The organism is Brucella anthropi ATCC 49188, from assembly GCF_000017405.1.
GTDB classification, from domain to species: domain Bacteria; phylum Pseudomonadota; class Alphaproteobacteria; order Rhizobiales; family Rhizobiaceae; genus Brucella; species Brucella anthropi.
The window spans coordinates 595,582-609,793 of the sequence record NC_009668.1; the positions used below are offsets into that span (position 1 = coordinate 595,582).

Here is a 14,212-nt window from a genome sequence, read left to right on the forward strand (position 1 = left end):
GCACCCGTTTGACCGCATCATTTGACACGAAAGACAGCATCTATCCCGCCAATGCGATGAATAAATGCGTCAATGAGTTGAGGCAGTCGGTAACTGAAAGAAGCGGGTTGGCGCGCAGGAAGCGCACGATCTGGACCAGAGCAAGAAGAAGTCTGGTCTCGGTGCCGGTTCAGGTGGCGGGTTCTTCTCCATCTGGGGCAAGGAGGAAAAGAGTAGCGATACCGATGTCGTGGCCAATGTCGGTTCTTCGCTTTCAGCTGGCAATGATGTTTCGATCAAGGCCCGTGAGAGTGATGTCAATATCATCGGCAGCCATGTTGCAGCTGGCAAGTCCTGCGAGGACTGCGGCGATATCGCGCTTGAAGCGGCGCGTGATGTCAACATCCTGCCGGGCGCTGAAAGCTATGCTTCCGAAGACAAGGAAAAGCGCTCAGGCATCGGCATTCAGTTCAGTTCCGGCAACGGTTCAGCCTCCATCGGCATCGGTTACGGTTCTTCCAAAACCGAGACACGTCAGGGTGCAGAGACCAACGCCACCTCGTCGCTAAGTGCAGGCCGCGATGTGATTATCACGGCAGGCCGTGATGCCAATCTTCAGGCTGCACAGGTCGAGGCAGGCTCCACGGTCGATATTCTGGCGGAACGTGATGTCAATCTGCTCTCGGCACAGGACAAGACCAACTACGAGACCATGCATGAGGAACTATTTGCTGGTATAACTGCAACGGTTTCGTCTCAGGCAGCAAAAGCTGTTGGAAATGCCTATGACGCGGCAAAGAAGGTTGGCGATGGCAATGCAGCCAATTCTATTGCCATGGCGACAATTGCCGGGGTCAACGGCAAATATGCCTACGATGCACTGACGGATGGTCAGAAGTGGAACGATGGATTTCAGCAGAGTGGCCCACTCCTGCAGACGTCCATCGGTATCGGTTTCCAGTATCAGAAGAACAGCGCTGAAGGATCGTCCTCCACACCGGTTCCAACGACAATTCGTGCGGGCGATACGGTCATTGTTGAAGCCGGGCGCGATATCAATGCCGTTGGCGCTCAGATCAGTGCCGGTTACAATGCAGATGGCACGCTGTCCGGTGGTCGCGGTGATATTGCGCTCATTGCAGGCAATGATATCAATCTGGAAAGCGCCAAGGCCACAACGGAAAATTCAAGCAAGAATGTTTCTGGCGGACTATCCATTGACTTCCTAAGCCCCGGCATCAGCGCGAGCTTTGGTCAGGGCAAGGGCAACGACAAGACCGTCACCAACGTCAATACACATGTCGCAGGTAGCGGTACGGTCTATGTAAACTCCGGGAACGATACCAATCTTCGCGGTGCGACAGTCTCGGGCGAAACCGTGATTGCCGATATCGGCGGCGATCTCAATATCGAAAGCCAGCTTGATACGGCTACAGCCAACGCCAAACAGGTTGGTGCCAGCCTTGGTGTCGGGTCCAATCCATCCGGGCTTATGGGCGGACTGTCCGGCTCTTATCAGACAGCGAAGGGTGATGCAGCAATCGTCTCCGAACAATCCGGCATTCATGCAGGTGAGGGCGGTTTCGACATCAAGGTCGATGGCAATACGAAGCTGAAAGGTGGTCTCATCACCAGTGAGGCCGACCCGAAAGACAATCGTCTTGAAACCGGAACGCTGGAGTTCGAAGACCTTGATACGCATTCGAAATGGAAAGCTGATACCTATGGCGGTGGCATAACCGGTAGCGGCCCTATTGTCTCTCCACCGATCAAGGAAGGTGAAAGCGAAACCGGAAAGGCGCTGTCAGCGATTTCTCCGGGTGAGATCGTCATCACTGATCCGGACAATCAGAAGCAGAATATCGACGATCTGCGTCGTGACACCACCGACACCAACACGTCGCTGCCCGGTATTCCTGATCTGCAGAAAATCCTCAGTGAGCAACTGAAGACCCAGCAGCTCTATGATGACGCTGCCGCAAAAGCCGCCAAGATGATCGGTGATTATGCGTCGGAGCGATATACTGAAGCTTATAAGAACGACAATAAAGCCGAGATGGAGTTCTGGAAGGAAGGCGGCAATGGACCTGCCATCCTGCACGCCATCGCGGGCGGTCTTCTTGGGGGCGTCACTGACTTCAGCGGAATGCTCTCTGGCATGGCAGGTGGTGCGATGTCCGCAAAACTCGCGCCGGAAATCCACAAACTCGTCGAGCAGTTTGTAAAGGATGCTGGGCTCACCGGTTCAGCGGCCGACCTCATGGTCAATTCTATCACGGGGGCTATCCTGCAGGGCCTTGGCGCGGCAACAGGCGGAACCGGTGCTGCCTATGCGGGGAATGCATTCCAGTATAACTATCTCGGGCTTCATGACCTTGAGGCTTACAAGAAAGCGCTCGCTAAGTGTGAAACCTCATCCGACTATAAAAGCTGTGCACAACAGGTCTGGACCGAAGGCGGCTTTGACGAGATCTATCGTTCTAACCAGGCCGAATTCCTCGAATGTCTTGATACGAATAGTTACGCCTGCGTTGACCAGCATGTGAACGCCATTCTTGAAGCCCGTACTGCTGCGAGCAGTTTGCGTCAGGATATGGTCGAGCGGATGCCTCCGAACACGATCAACCAGTCGAATGCGTATGCTTTGGATGCCCTACGGTCATATTATGGCTTGGATAACGTCTCCGAAATCGCAACCTTCCGGGACGTGTTCTGCGGTGGAGTGACGAGTGATGCATGCCGTGCGCAGAGCAAACAGATTGCAGAGCTGCGCAATCAGGATGCGTTGCGCAATCTGGGCGTATTCACACTGGCTTCAATGATAGGGTTGACGGTCACTACCGAAGTGGCGGCAGCTTGTCTGGCAAGCACAGCTTGTGTTGCTGCATTTACCATGGCGGATACCGCCGTTGCATTGCAAGATTGCGCGGGTGGGGATGTCACAAGTTGCAATTTCTTGAATAAAGCGCCCCCTAACTCGGGAGGGACAGGTCGATTTAACAGCGTTCAACCGAGAGATGCCGACGAGGCTCAGTTTCTCGCAAATGCCGAGGCAACGTTTGGTAATAGTACCACATGGAATGGGGTGACACGGCATCGCAATGAACTGGTCATTCAGCGGTCAGACATTGAACTCACCCCTCAAAATATCACTCGAATGAGAAATGGTCAGGCTCCTTTTGTTAGAACTGCGAACGGTAGTTGGGAGCCTATTCAGCTACATCACGTAGGCCGTGAGACTGGCAAAATGATTGAAGTTACGCGATCACAAAATCGGTATAACTCTGCGACGGGGGGACCCTTACACATTCCGGGGCAGGGAGGTCCTGTGCGCCAGCCCGGGTACTCTCAGTCATATTGGCAGCAGAGATACCAAGATTTTGTAAACTCAGGGCAGATTATGCCGTAGGAGAACATTATGACTACAGAACGTGAAGAATTTGATAGATTGTGTCAGGCAGGAGAGGTTTCCGGGCCTGTAGGAGATTTGGCAATTGCGCAGGCTGAAGCTGATCTGGGGGTTCAGTTTCCGTTGGAGTATCGTGAGCTGTTGCAGAAATATGGCGCTGTGTTGGCAGGCGGACTCGAAGTTTACGGACTTCCCAAAATGGAAAGGAACGATCCCCCGCTATGGCAAGACGTTGTTGCTGTGACCAAACAACTTCGGGAGTGGAAACAGATTGGAGCTGACCGCCAGAGCTTTATCCCCATTTGTGATGACGGCAGTGGGGTTTATTTCTATCTCGATACGTTGGCCTCCCCAGCTACCAAAATTTATGCAGTTGGACCGGGAAAAGAGCAAGCGTTTGAAACTAGTCTGTTCAGGTTTTTGCTTGACCTCTCAGGTGGAAAAGTAATTGTCTGAATCCCGGCAAAAGCGATGCAAAGAAGGTTGGCGATGGCAATGCAGCCAATTCGATTGCCATGGCGACCATTGCCGGGATCAACGGCAAATATGCTTATGACAGCCTGACAACGAACGAAAACGGCCCACTTCTATCCACATCGCTTGGTATCGGTTTCCAGTATCAGAAGAACAGCGCTGAAGGATCGTCCTCCACACCGGTTCCAACGACAATTCGTGCTGGCGATACGGTCATTGTTGAAGCCGGGCGTGATATCAATGCCGTTGGCGCACAGATCAGTGCCGGTTACAACGCAGATGGCACGCTGTCCGGTGGTCGCGGTGATATTGCGCTCATTGCAGGCAATGATATCAATCTGGAAAGCGCCAAGGCCACAACGGAAAATTCAAGCAAGAATGTTTCCGGCGGACTATCCATTGACTTCCTAAGTCCCGGCATTAGCGCGAGCTTCGGTCAGGGCAAGGGTAACGACAAGACCGTCACCAACGTCAATACACATGTCGCAGGTAGCGGTACGGTCTATGTAAACTCCGGCAACGACACCAATCTTCGCGGTGCGACAGTCTCGGGCGAAACCGTGATTGCCGATATCGGCGGCGATCTCAATATCGAAAGCCAGCTTGATACGGCTACAGCCAACGCCAAACAGGTTGGTGCCAGCCTTGGTGTCGGGTCCAATCCATCCGGGCTTACCGGTGGGTTGTCCGGTTCTTATCAGACAGCCAAGGGCAATGCCGCAATCGTCTCCGAACAGTCCGGCATTCATGCAGGCGAGGGCGGTTTCGACATCAAGGTTGACGGCAATACGAAGCTGAAAGGTGGTCTCATCACCAGTGAAGCCGCCCCGAAAAACAATCGTCTTGAAACCGGAACGCTGGAGTTCGAGGACCTTGATACGCATTCGAAATGGAAAGCTGACACCTATGGCGGTGGCATAACCGGTAGCGGCCCTATTGTCTCTCCACCGATCAAGGAAGGCGAAAGCGAGACCGGGAAGGCTTTGTCAGCGATTTCTCCGGGTGAGATCGTCATCACTGATCCGGACAATCAGAAGCAGAATATCGATGATCTGCGTCGTGACACCACCGACACCAACACGTCGCTGCCCGGTATTCCTGATCTGCAGAAAATCCTCAGTGAGCAACTGAAGACCCAGCAGCTCTACGATGACGCTGCCGCAAAAGCCGCCAAGATGATCGGTGATTATGCGTCGGAGCGATATACTGAAGCTTATAAGAACGACAATAAAGCCGAGATGGAGTTCTGGAAGGAAGGCGGCAATGGACCTGCCATCCTGCACGCCATCGCGGGCGGTCTTCTTGGGGGCCTCACTGACTTCAGCGGAATGCTCTCTGGCATGGCAGGCGGTGCGATGTCCGCAAAACTCGCACCGGAAATCCACAAACTCGTCGAGCAGTTTGTTAAGGATGCAGGTGTCACCGGTTCAGCAGCGGACCTCATGGTCAACACCATCACCGGGTCCATCCTTCAGGGTCTCGGCGCGGTAACAGGCGGAACAGGTGCTGCGTATGCCGGGAATGCGTATCAGAACAATTATCTCAACCATCAACAATTAGATGAGTTGAAAAAAGAGCTCATAGATTGTGGTGCAAACGATAACGTCGAAGCATGCAAGGCGGAAGTCTCAAAACGTTATTCTGATCTGGATTTCAAGCAGGAAAAGGAACTAGATGCATGCAGGACGACTGAATGCGTTCGGAACACATTGGGCGATTTGTATGGTGATCCTCAGGTCGCTTATCTCCAGATAATGGAACTACAAGAGCTGGGTTTGAGTGAAGCAGTGGCGCAACGACTGCTTACTTATCAGGTCCAAGAGCGTTGGCTGACTGGTGGTGCGAGCGTATTTGAGCAACGGGTGATGGACGTTGCCGCAGGTGCAGGCTATTGCGAGGATCATGGAGGAGGAGATGGGTGTTTCCTCAAAGGACAAGCACTGAAATATGTTTCCGATAGTGTGACCGCGATAGCATTTGGTTTGATCGGAACAACCCAATTGAAGGCAGGTACCTCATCGGTTGATCTGAACAGATCTGTAGACGATATTGTCATTAGGACGACGTCTGCTGGGGAGTCAGTGATTGTCATTCAAGGCAAAGAAATGAGTATTCATTCAGCCCAGCAGGCCACAAACCGCAATATTTCAACAGACAATATAAATAATGCTATGAAGCAGCAACCTTTCCAGTACAAGCAAAATGGTCAGACCTTGGATGGATATTATGATCCAACCACAAATGTTTTTGTGGGTGTTGGTAACAGAATTACCACTGTTGTTCGCCCGCGAAATCCCAGTACATACATCGATAACTTGAAGGCGAGGCAATGAAGATTTCGTATGATGACAGCGTCGATGCGGCTTATATAAATCTCAACGATGAATTTAGTCCAACGTTGGTTGACTATACCTATTGTTGTGATCCGAATCTTGTCGACGGTCAGATTCACCTTGATTTTGACAATGATGGACGACTGGTCGGCATAGAGATTTTGCAGGCCAGTAAAAAACTCCATTCATCGTTATTAACGAAAAATAATGATAGTCGACTGGATTAATGGCTCTGAAACCGCATTCAGACAGTTTTTCAGGGGGGGATAAGCTGTGTGACGCCAGTAACTAGTTGAGTTCAACAGGTTTGGAGCACTTCATGTTTCTTTCAGATGCAGCACTATAGCCGAATAATAGTGTAACTCGGTACAGGAAAATCTCTAAGCGGTGCGACCGTTTCCGGCGAGACGGTGATTGCCGACATTGGCGGCGATCTGAACATTGAAAGCCAGCTCGATACGTCGACTGCCAAGGCCAAGCAGGTCAATGTCAGCGGCAGCGTGGGCAAAACGCTCAGGGACAAACAAGCGGCGGCATCTCCGGCTCTTATCAGACAGCCAAGGGCGATGCCGCAATCGTCTCCGAACAGTCCGGCATTCATGCAGGCGAGGGCGGTTTCGACATCAAGGTTGATGGCAATACGAAGCTGAAAGGTGGTCTTGTCACCAGTGAAGCCGATCAAGAAAACAACCGTCTGGAAACCGGCACGCTGGAGTTCGAAGACCTTGATACGCATTCGAAATGGAAAGCTGATACCTATGGCGGTGGTATAACCGGTAGCGGCCCTATTGTCTCTCCACCGATCAAGGAAGGTGAAAGCGAGACCGGGAAGGCTTTGTCAGCCATCTCGCCCGGCGAGATAGTCATCACTGATCCGGATAATCAGAAGCAGAATATCGACGATCTGCGTCGTGACACCACCGACACCAACACGTCGCTGCCCGGCATTCCCGATCTGCAGAAGCTTCTTGATGAGCAGCTGAAGACCCAGCAGCTCTACGATGACGCTGCCGCCAAAGCTGCCAAGATGATTGGTGATTATGCTTCAGAGCGATTTGCTGAGGCAAATAGGAATCAAAACACAGAAGAGATGGAGTTCTGGAAGGAGGGTGGAACTGGCCCGGCCATCCTGCACGCCATCGCGGGCGGTCTTCTTGGGGGCCTCACTGACTTCAGCGGAATGCTCTCTGGCATGGCTGGCGGTGCTATGTCGGCAAAACTCGCACCGGAAATCCACAAACTCGTCGAGCAGTTTGTTAAGGATGCAGGTGTCACCGGTTCAGCAGCGGACCTCATGGTCAACACCATCACCGGGTCCATCCTTCAGGGTCTCGGCGCGGTAACAGGCGGAACTGGTGCTGCGTATGCCGGGAATGCGTATCAGAATAACTATCTGAAGCATGCTGAGCGAGAGGAGTTTGACAAAGCTCGTTTTGACTGTTCGCAAGGGAATCAGGAAGCTTGCAAGATTGCAGACGACCTTAGACAGAAATCGTACGAAAGAGACGAATTGCTCGACAGGTGTCGAGGCGACTACAGTAATGAGTGTCAACAAGCTCGCGCTGAGTTGCGCTATGCAGCGGCTGAATACATAGATTTGGCGCGTAAAGGTTTGGGCGATCCGAGCAGCCCGCTCTACTATAGCGAACGCCATATGGTGTTTGTGGGTGCGGCAAAATATGCAGACGAAAAAGATACGTATGTTCTGCCGCAGGAGTTACTCTCGAGTTTAAGTGACCCAAAATCATTACAAATTGCTACTGGGAATCCTCAGGAGGTTTCACAGGCTTTGAGGGGGCCAATTTCGCTGGGCCTCATTGCTGGCGCTGCGTTAATTGAAGGTGGCTTAAGACCAAGAGGGACGATAAAGCGGGAAGGTGGAAATGTTGACGAAATCGTACCTTCAAGTAGGAAAGCCACCTCAGCTGATGTCGAAAGCTATTTTCAGCAGAACAGGCAGTATTGGTCGAACGATCCAATTGTCGTCAGCGGAAATAAAGTCTATCAACGTAATGACTTAATCGATCCGAAATATGTCGATCCGAGAACAGGAAAGACCAATCTTGAATTAATGCAGTCTGGCCGAGCCCCTATCGGTCCCGATGGAAATCCAATAAATCTCCATCATATGACGCAGTCTCAAACAGGACCGATTGCAGAGTTGACGCAAACTTTCCATCAGAAAAACTCGAGTACGATACATATTAACGGAAGCGATATACCGTCGGGTATTAATCGTGCAGAGTTTAGTATATGGAGGCGGGATTACTGGAAAAATAGGGCAAACGATTTTTAGGAGACTATAATGGCGAAAGAAATTGCAAGCATTATTGAGGAGATAAACAGAATTGATGATCCGACCGGGAGAAAGCTTACATTGCCAGACGATGCTCTTATTCATAAGTATGAGAGTGCGACTGGGTTTCAATTTTCTGAGGACTATAAGGAATTTCTAAAGAACGTTAGTAATGCGTTTGTAGGATATTTATCTCCGCTTATTTTAAACGAGGAAATGGGTGGAGTGTATGGAGAGTTATTAACCACGATACAACAAGCTCGGTCGGTCGGGCTACCAGATAATTGGTTGCCCATCTGTGAGGATAACGGCGATTATTACTGTATTGCACCGGACGGACTTATTCGCTTCTGGAGCCATGATGGTCCCTCGGATGAATCTTGGCCAAACTTGGCAACGTGGGCGGATGAGGTTTGGATACAAGGCAAGTGATACAGGACCAGTCTCGCGTAGTGACGAAGGTCTTTAAACTGGATAGGGGTTTATGATTTTCTACGGTCCTTAAGACGTGGCGAGTTGCTGTGCCTATCCGCCTGATTTGGAAGCTGCCCATAAGAGGCAAGGAGCAAAGTTAGCTGATCGCCTTGAGGAGCTCGGTGACTATTATTCCGTGGAATACAAGCCTTGAGCTTAGTCTCTATTCGCAATTTTCAGATCGGTCTAAAGCCTTTTCTGACAGCTTTGTTCCCAATGCTCATGGCGGCATTATGGGGAACGGTGGAGGTCTTAGCAGTTCAGGAATGCGGCTCATTCTGACACCAATCTGAAGTGGGCAGTTGTTGAAGGTGGGGCGATACACGCCTAAAGTGGTTGGAGATATTGCTCTGGAAATGGCGAAACTCCTCGATTCTGCAAATATATTAGAATGACTTCCTTGGCGGCTTCATCTGGGCCGTTCTAATACGGCTGGCTGCTGCTTTGCTGGGAGCGGCTGCAAAGGGAGGAAATTTCCATTAGCGGTAATGCTTCTGATAGCGTTCAGTAATCCGGGCGTTGATGATACGCGTCAAGAAGTGCGCCCCACGGTTAGAGCGGGCGAGATCATTGCCCGTTACTCAATTGCATCGATTGAGAATCTAAACTGGTAAACCTTAACGCCTCGGGAGATGTTCCGAGGCATTTTTATGTGTTTTTAAAAACCATTCTACACCGAATTGAAATTTCCATATTACTACGGACAGTATATTATACGGCTACAATCATTATAGGAGACAGAAAGAGCTAATCACTTCGCCTTTGATTGAAAGATTCTTGCCTTTGAAATCGTGGAAGAGACAGTTTCTGGGTGACTTGCTCTCGTACGAATTCGGCCATTCCATCACCATTAAACCAGTATATAAAGTCAACAGAGTTGCGATCTGGGTCCTCATCGCTAAAGGCGGTGAAACCTTGTAGTAGAATATCTTTGACGTTATCGTCACCATTGAAATCAAACCATTCTCCCGAATACCAATATCTGGCAAAACCAGTATGGAAACAACGTTCGTGGTGAGACATCCCCCAAAAAGGCTTATGCCCAACCAGCTTCATGTCAGGCAGCCATGTCTTCGCAGCACTGAGCCGGATTCGAGCACGTTTTGATTTGCCTATTTTGTATTTTCCATGGTTTTCGACGATATAGATGAAGCCGGGGTCCACCCGATGCAGATTCCAGACTGGCATGACAGTACCAACGTTCTTGAAAATCATCTAAGCCCTCTTTTTTGGAGCGAATGTTACCTTTATGGAATTAAATACGAGAGAAATCGCAGTGCTCGCCCGGTCCCGTAGTTTTATACTAACTTGTCTGCTTAGTAGTTGCCTACCGGCTTAGCTAGAACTACGGAATGCAATGATGAAATATCGGATCATTTGAGGATTGCTTTTGCACCTACTGCATGGGAATGGGACATGCTCGATTACTTTTCCATAAGCGGCATCAAGCTTGGATGGGATACACTTTGCGGCTTGTGGCGGTTGGCGCGCCGAAATCGGCGTAACCTCAACCCGGTGAAGCGACTTGAGCTGCGGCAAAAATGGAAGCCCAAGTTCGATGACTTCTTCCTTGTTAACACCCACAAAGAACTCAGCACTGAAGTCATCATTCGAAATATCAACCGCCTAGATGAATACCCGAACAACGCTGAACCGCAGAGAAAGAACGGCATTAGCCCGTGGTTTAAAGTTTCTGTGGTTCAAACCTACGAGCGCGGATTTATGGTCTGTCTCAGTATAGGGGAACTAGTGTCTATCGGTGAGGACAAGTGGCGTTATCGGGATTGGTTAAAGGGTGAGAAAGGCGAGAAATTTTGGTGCATCGGTTTTATCCCTTACGAAAATATCTTCGACGTGGATTGGGATGGCGACAAGTATTATAATTATCCGCATATTTTTTGTTATTTTGATCAGATACGCAAACAGCCCTACGAGCGCATCATGCTTTGCCGCGAATGGAAGTTCGACAAGACGTCGCACTTTACCGAAATAGCAAACATTGAGACTGTGCGAAAAGCCAGCAAAAAGTATGGTCTAAAGTACTTTGGCTGAAGCTGCGGCAACAGTTCTACACGACATCCACCAGCGCTCATGCAAGCACCATTGCCTTGTTCTCATCTTGACATTTAGCTTGCTGAATTAACGATTGTCGATTTTCGTAGTTTCGAAAGGGTCGAGCGGCTGCAGCCAGTTGCGGCAATTATGCTATTCCAGCTTTGGCCACTCTCCAGCATTTTAAGAAGTGCTGCATTCCGTGATTTGTTTTCTGGCCTGCCTTTATATTTTCCATCAGCCTTAGCTTTATCAATTCCCTGCTTTTGTCGCCGTCTGCGATCATCGTAATCTTTCCGAGCGATGGCAGCGATCATATCCAGAAGCATGCTATTGATCGCCTCAAACATTCGAAGCGTGAACTCATCCGTATTTTCCGAAGCCATTGACCATGAAGTCGGAAGGTCAAGCGCAACGACGCGAATTTGTTTTATTCTAATTTCTGCCTTCAGCTGTTCCCAGTCGGCAGAGTTCAAACGGCTCAACCGGTCCACCTGCTCAATTAAGAGTACATCGCCGGGTTGGCTATCGGAAAGCAGACGGAATAATTCCGGGCGATCAAGGGAAGCGCCGCTTTCGTTTTCGACATAGAAGGCCGCGATCTTTAAACCACGCTCTTTGGCAAATGCAATCAGATCGTCTTTCGCTCGATTGGCATCTTGATCCTTTGTAGAGGCTCGAAGATAGGCACGTAAAAACATAGAACCACTCAAATGTTCGTTTTAAGTGGTTCTTTTATAATCGGTTCGTTTTGACTTGTAAATCGGAATTATCGAACCAGCGCAGGGCCAGTTCGCCAGAGGTATACCATTCGGCTCTACGGTATTGACTATCGAAATCGTTTTGCCCGATAGCGCTGCTCTCCCCAACCAGTACAGAGATGCTTTGACGACGGTCGAAGATCGAAGCATCTTAAATACCGACGACTTCTCGGGTTACGTTCGAGAGCTAATGCCCGAGTGGGTTAAAGATGTAATTCGCGAAGCCCATCCGCCGAGTGACGAGAATTTGGATGATTTGCAAAGCGATCTCCAAAAGCTTCTCGATGAGTTTAGATTGCCCACGCCAACTTATTCGAAGTCGCTAAAGTCCACAGAGCGTACGGATCAAAGTGACGAAGGTCTCGATGAGGCAGAGAAAGCAGACCTCGACCCACTGGCAAACGAAGAGGATCGCTTTCTTAGAGGCGAAGGCCATTCAGGAAACCGAGCCACTTCGAAGAAAATTAGAAAAGCGCCCGAAGGCGCGAAATTATCTAAAGAAGCGCAAGCTCTTGAACGCGCGCCCACAATAGAAATCCTCAGAGAATTATCAGAGATTGAAGCCAAGGGAATTAAAGGGCGCGCTGGCAAATATTATAGAGATGCTCAAACGCTCTTCGTGAATGGCCTGTATTCTGCCGTGGATAGAATGACTTCCGAGCTAGAGTTACACTTTGCGGGGCAGGCCGAACCAGAAGCCCTTAGAGGCATTATTCTCTCAGCGGCACAGCGGTCAACGGCCTACCGTGTTGGTAAAGCCACCTGTTATGCAATCAGCAAACGATTGGCGGATGATTGGCCACTTGAAGATTTGGAAAGAGCAACTTCTCCCGAATCTCTTTCCTTGGCCGCAGATGATTATCATCAGAGCCTGAACGCTGCTCGCAAATGGATACGTTCAGAGCTCAAGGTAAAGGGCTTCTTGGAAGATGAAACAGAAATGCTTTGAACAGTTTTAGGTAACATGCTGACTGAATGATGCGCAAATTACGCATTTGTCGTTCATCACTTCATTGAATCGAAGCAGATAGTCTCTCTTCGAGCGATCACGAAACATCAATATTTTAATTAAATGGAGAATTTATTGGTCAGCGCAAAAGAGATTATAAAAAAAGACGTCGCGGGGCTGAGTACCGGGAGTTCATCGGAAGACATTGTGATATCGATGCCATATCAAGGTACAAGATTATCGATGGTAGCTTCGTAGAGGGATTTTACGAAAAACTGAAGGATGAGGTTTTCGTTCTTAAGTTGACGTCCAAGGCGGACAGGGAAGACCATGGTATAATTTATATTGGAAATGGTGGTGGACCTGACCTGTTGAATCTTGCAGGGAAAGCCATTCCTCCATGCGTTAATCCGCTGAAGTGAATGTTTGAGTATTCGGAAGAAACCGGTACTCGAAATCCGGGTAGCCCACATTCCAATCAAATGACGCCGTTCAATAGGGAATTGTATGTTTTGGCAACCCTTTGCCATCTTGTGTTGAAACTGGAGCACAAGCCGGGTCTCCCAGTCGATGACTGCCTTGCTGAAGTCGTCAAACAGAAAGGCACGAATCTCCCAGATTTCTGGGCAAAAAGTCTGAACAATACGCTTGCTAGGTTGTCTGCGTCGGTTGATATCATCAATGAGCGGTTGATGATGTTGGATAAGGATGCAAAGACCTATTCGTTTCCTGAAATGCGAAAGCGATTGACGGACAGGTACGAGTATAATCCAGAGATGATTTTCGTATAAAAATAATTATATCGTTGCCACCGATAAAAAGGCGGACCAGAACGCAATCTGATCCACCGAGTTTAGAGGTTAGGCGGCAGTTCGCCTTGTTCGGTACACGCAATAGCGACGTCGGGGAGCTGAACTTCGTTTTAATTTCCCTCTAAATTGCTTTTGATAAGGAAAGGTCTTTAAGCCACTTACCTGTGGTACGGTTTTCTTGAGGTCGTACCATGAAGGTTTTCGATACCGGGCTGCGAGTTCCGGATGCCTTTTAGCCCACTTATGGCGATCTCTCGAGGCTTTGAATGCTGCCTTCCGGCGAGCCTTTAGACTTAGAGCGTGACTGACCATCGAGCGTCTACCACGAAACCATCCTTGATATGCGGCGTATTTTTGGAGATTGAAGTAATCGATAGACTTAGGAGTAACGCCTTTAACCAGATAATTTGCGAGGACCTTATCAGTATAGATATTGACCTGACGTATATCTATCGAATGCTTAAAGACGTTGTCTTTTCGCTTTTTTACCCATTTTGGAACTTTACGTTTGAATTCCTTTTCCAACTCAATTGGAACATGAACCAGCCAATGGACATGGGTAAATCCATGAGGGTTTTCAAAGACAAATAACCAATATGGTTTGCATTTAGGAAGATTTTTTCTTGAACAGGCATTGGTAAGCCAACGCCTGTAAGATTCTCTTATTTTAATG

The 14,212-nt window shown here is 49.4% G+C and carries 12 protein-coding genes; 9 read left to right on the forward strand and 3 right to left on the reverse strand.

The window, feature by feature from the left end:
- Window positions 1-229 precede the first annotated feature (229 nt).
- Genes OANT_RS16925 through OANT_RS16940 form a run of 4 tightly spaced genes read left to right on the forward strand, consistent with a single transcriptional unit; the run spans window position 230 to window position 6,422 of the window.
- On the forward strand, window positions 230-3,388 hold the full coding sequence (locus OANT_RS16925) for a hemagglutinin repeat-containing protein (RefSeq protein ID WP_012092713.1): 3,159 nt from the start codon (window positions 230-232) through the stop codon (window positions 3,386-3,388).
- A gap of 9 nt (window positions 3,389-3,397) precedes the next feature.
- On the forward strand, window positions 3,398-3,844 hold the full coding sequence (locus OANT_RS16930; protein ID WP_012092714.1) for an SMI1/KNR4 family protein: 447 nt from the start codon (window positions 3,398-3,400) through the stop codon (window positions 3,842-3,844).
- 59 nt (window positions 3,845-3,903) lie between these two features.
- A complete protein-coding gene (locus OANT_RS16935) occupies window positions 3,904-6,195 on the forward strand; it encodes a hemagglutinin repeat-containing protein (protein ID WP_012092715.1) in 2,292 nt (763 codons plus the stop codon).
- Window positions 6,192-6,422 carry a DUF2283 domain-containing protein gene (locus tag OANT_RS16940; RefSeq protein WP_012092716.1) on the forward strand — a complete coding sequence of 77 codons (231 nt, stop codon included), beginning with the start codon at window positions 6,192-6,194 and terminating at the stop codon, window positions 6,420-6,422. The genes OANT_RS16935 and OANT_RS16940 overlap by 4 nt, the downstream gene beginning before the upstream one ends.
- 113 nt (window positions 6,423-6,535) lie before the next feature.
- On the opposite strand, the gene OANT_RS27500 is transcribed toward OANT_RS16940, so the two are convergent.
- Complete coding sequence (locus OANT_RS27500; RefSeq protein WP_235823026.1) at window positions 6,536-6,877, reverse strand: hypothetical protein; 342 nt, start codon at window positions 6,875-6,877, stop codon at window positions 6,536-6,538.
- Window positions 6,878-7,030: 153 nt separating this feature from the next.
- Between OANT_RS27500 and OANT_RS26985 the strand changes: the two genes are divergently transcribed.
- Both OANT_RS26985 and OANT_RS16955 read left to right on the forward strand, forming a co-directional pair.
- Entirely contained in the window at window positions 7,031-8,491 is a 1,461-nt protein-coding gene (locus OANT_RS26985; RefSeq protein ID WP_049768432.1) for an HNH/ENDO VII family nuclease, read from the forward strand.
- 9 nt (window positions 8,492-8,500) lie between these two features.
- Window positions 8,501-8,923 (forward strand): SMI1/KNR4 family protein, encoded by a 423-nt coding sequence (locus tag OANT_RS16955; protein ID WP_012092717.1) that lies wholly within the window; start codon window positions 8,501-8,503, stop codon window positions 8,921-8,923.
- A 789-nt stretch (window positions 8,924-9,712) separates the two neighbouring features.
- On the opposite strand, the gene OANT_RS16960 is transcribed toward OANT_RS16955, so the two are convergent.
- Entirely contained in the window at window positions 9,713-10,180 is a 468-nt protein-coding gene (locus tag OANT_RS16960) for a GIY-YIG nuclease family protein (protein ID WP_012092718.1), read from the reverse strand.
- A 201-nt stretch (window positions 10,181-10,381) separates the two neighbouring features.
- Between OANT_RS16960 and OANT_RS16965 the strand changes: the two genes are divergently transcribed.
- Window positions 10,382-11,017 (forward strand): hypothetical protein, encoded by a 636-nt coding sequence (locus OANT_RS16965; protein ID WP_012092719.1) that lies wholly within the window; start codon window positions 10,382-10,384, stop codon window positions 11,015-11,017.
- Between the two features lie 74 nt (window positions 11,018-11,091).
- On the opposite strand, the gene OANT_RS16970 is transcribed toward OANT_RS16965, so the two are convergent.
- Window positions 11,092-11,718: a recombinase family protein gene (locus OANT_RS16970; protein ID WP_012092720.1), complete on the reverse strand. Its 627-nt coding sequence runs from the start codon at window positions 11,716-11,718 to the stop codon at window positions 11,092-11,094.
- 124 nt (window positions 11,719-11,842) lie between these two features.
- Between OANT_RS16970 and OANT_RS16975 the strand changes: the two genes are divergently transcribed.
- Both OANT_RS16975 and OANT_RS26770 read left to right on the forward strand, forming a co-directional pair.
- Window positions 11,843-12,727 carry a hypothetical protein gene (locus OANT_RS16975; RefSeq protein ID WP_012092721.1) on the forward strand — a complete coding sequence of 295 codons (885 nt, stop codon included), beginning with the start codon at window positions 11,843-11,845 and terminating at the stop codon, window positions 12,725-12,727.
- Window positions 12,728-13,149: 422 nt separating this feature from the next.
- On the forward strand, window positions 13,150-13,518 hold the full coding sequence (locus OANT_RS26770; protein WP_012092722.1) for a hypothetical protein: 369 nt from the start codon (window positions 13,150-13,152) through the stop codon (window positions 13,516-13,518).
- Window positions 13,519-14,212: the final 694 nt, after the last annotated feature.

Coding starts and splice junctions, on each gene's coding strand:
- OANT_RS16930 (WP_012092714.1), top strand. CDS start 3,398: ATGACTACAGAACGTGAAGAATTTGATAGATTGTGTCAGGCAGGAGAG.
- OANT_RS16935 (WP_012092715.1), top strand. CDS start 3,904: ATGGCGACCATTGCCGGGATCAACGGCAAATATGCTTATGACAGCCTG.
- OANT_RS16940 (WP_012092716.1), top strand. CDS start 6,192: ATGAAGATTTCGTATGATGACAGCGTCGATGCGGCTTATATAAATCTC.
- OANT_RS16955 (WP_012092717.1), top strand. CDS start 8,501: ATGGCGAAAGAAATTGCAAGCATTATTGAGGAGATAAACAGAATTGAT.
- OANT_RS16960 (WP_012092718.1), bottom strand. CDS start 10,180: ATGATTTTCAAGAACGTTGGTACTGTCATGCCAGTCTGGAATCTGCAT.
- OANT_RS16965 (WP_012092719.1), top strand. CDS start 10,382: ATGCTCGATTACTTTTCCATAAGCGGCATCAAGCTTGGATGGGATACA.
- OANT_RS16970 (WP_012092720.1), bottom strand. CDS start 11,718: ATGTTTTTACGTGCCTATCTTCGAGCCTCTACAAAGGATCAAGATGCC.
- OANT_RS26770 (WP_012092722.1), top strand. CDS start 13,150: ATGTTTGAGTATTCGGAAGAAACCGGTACTCGAAATCCGGGTAGCCCA.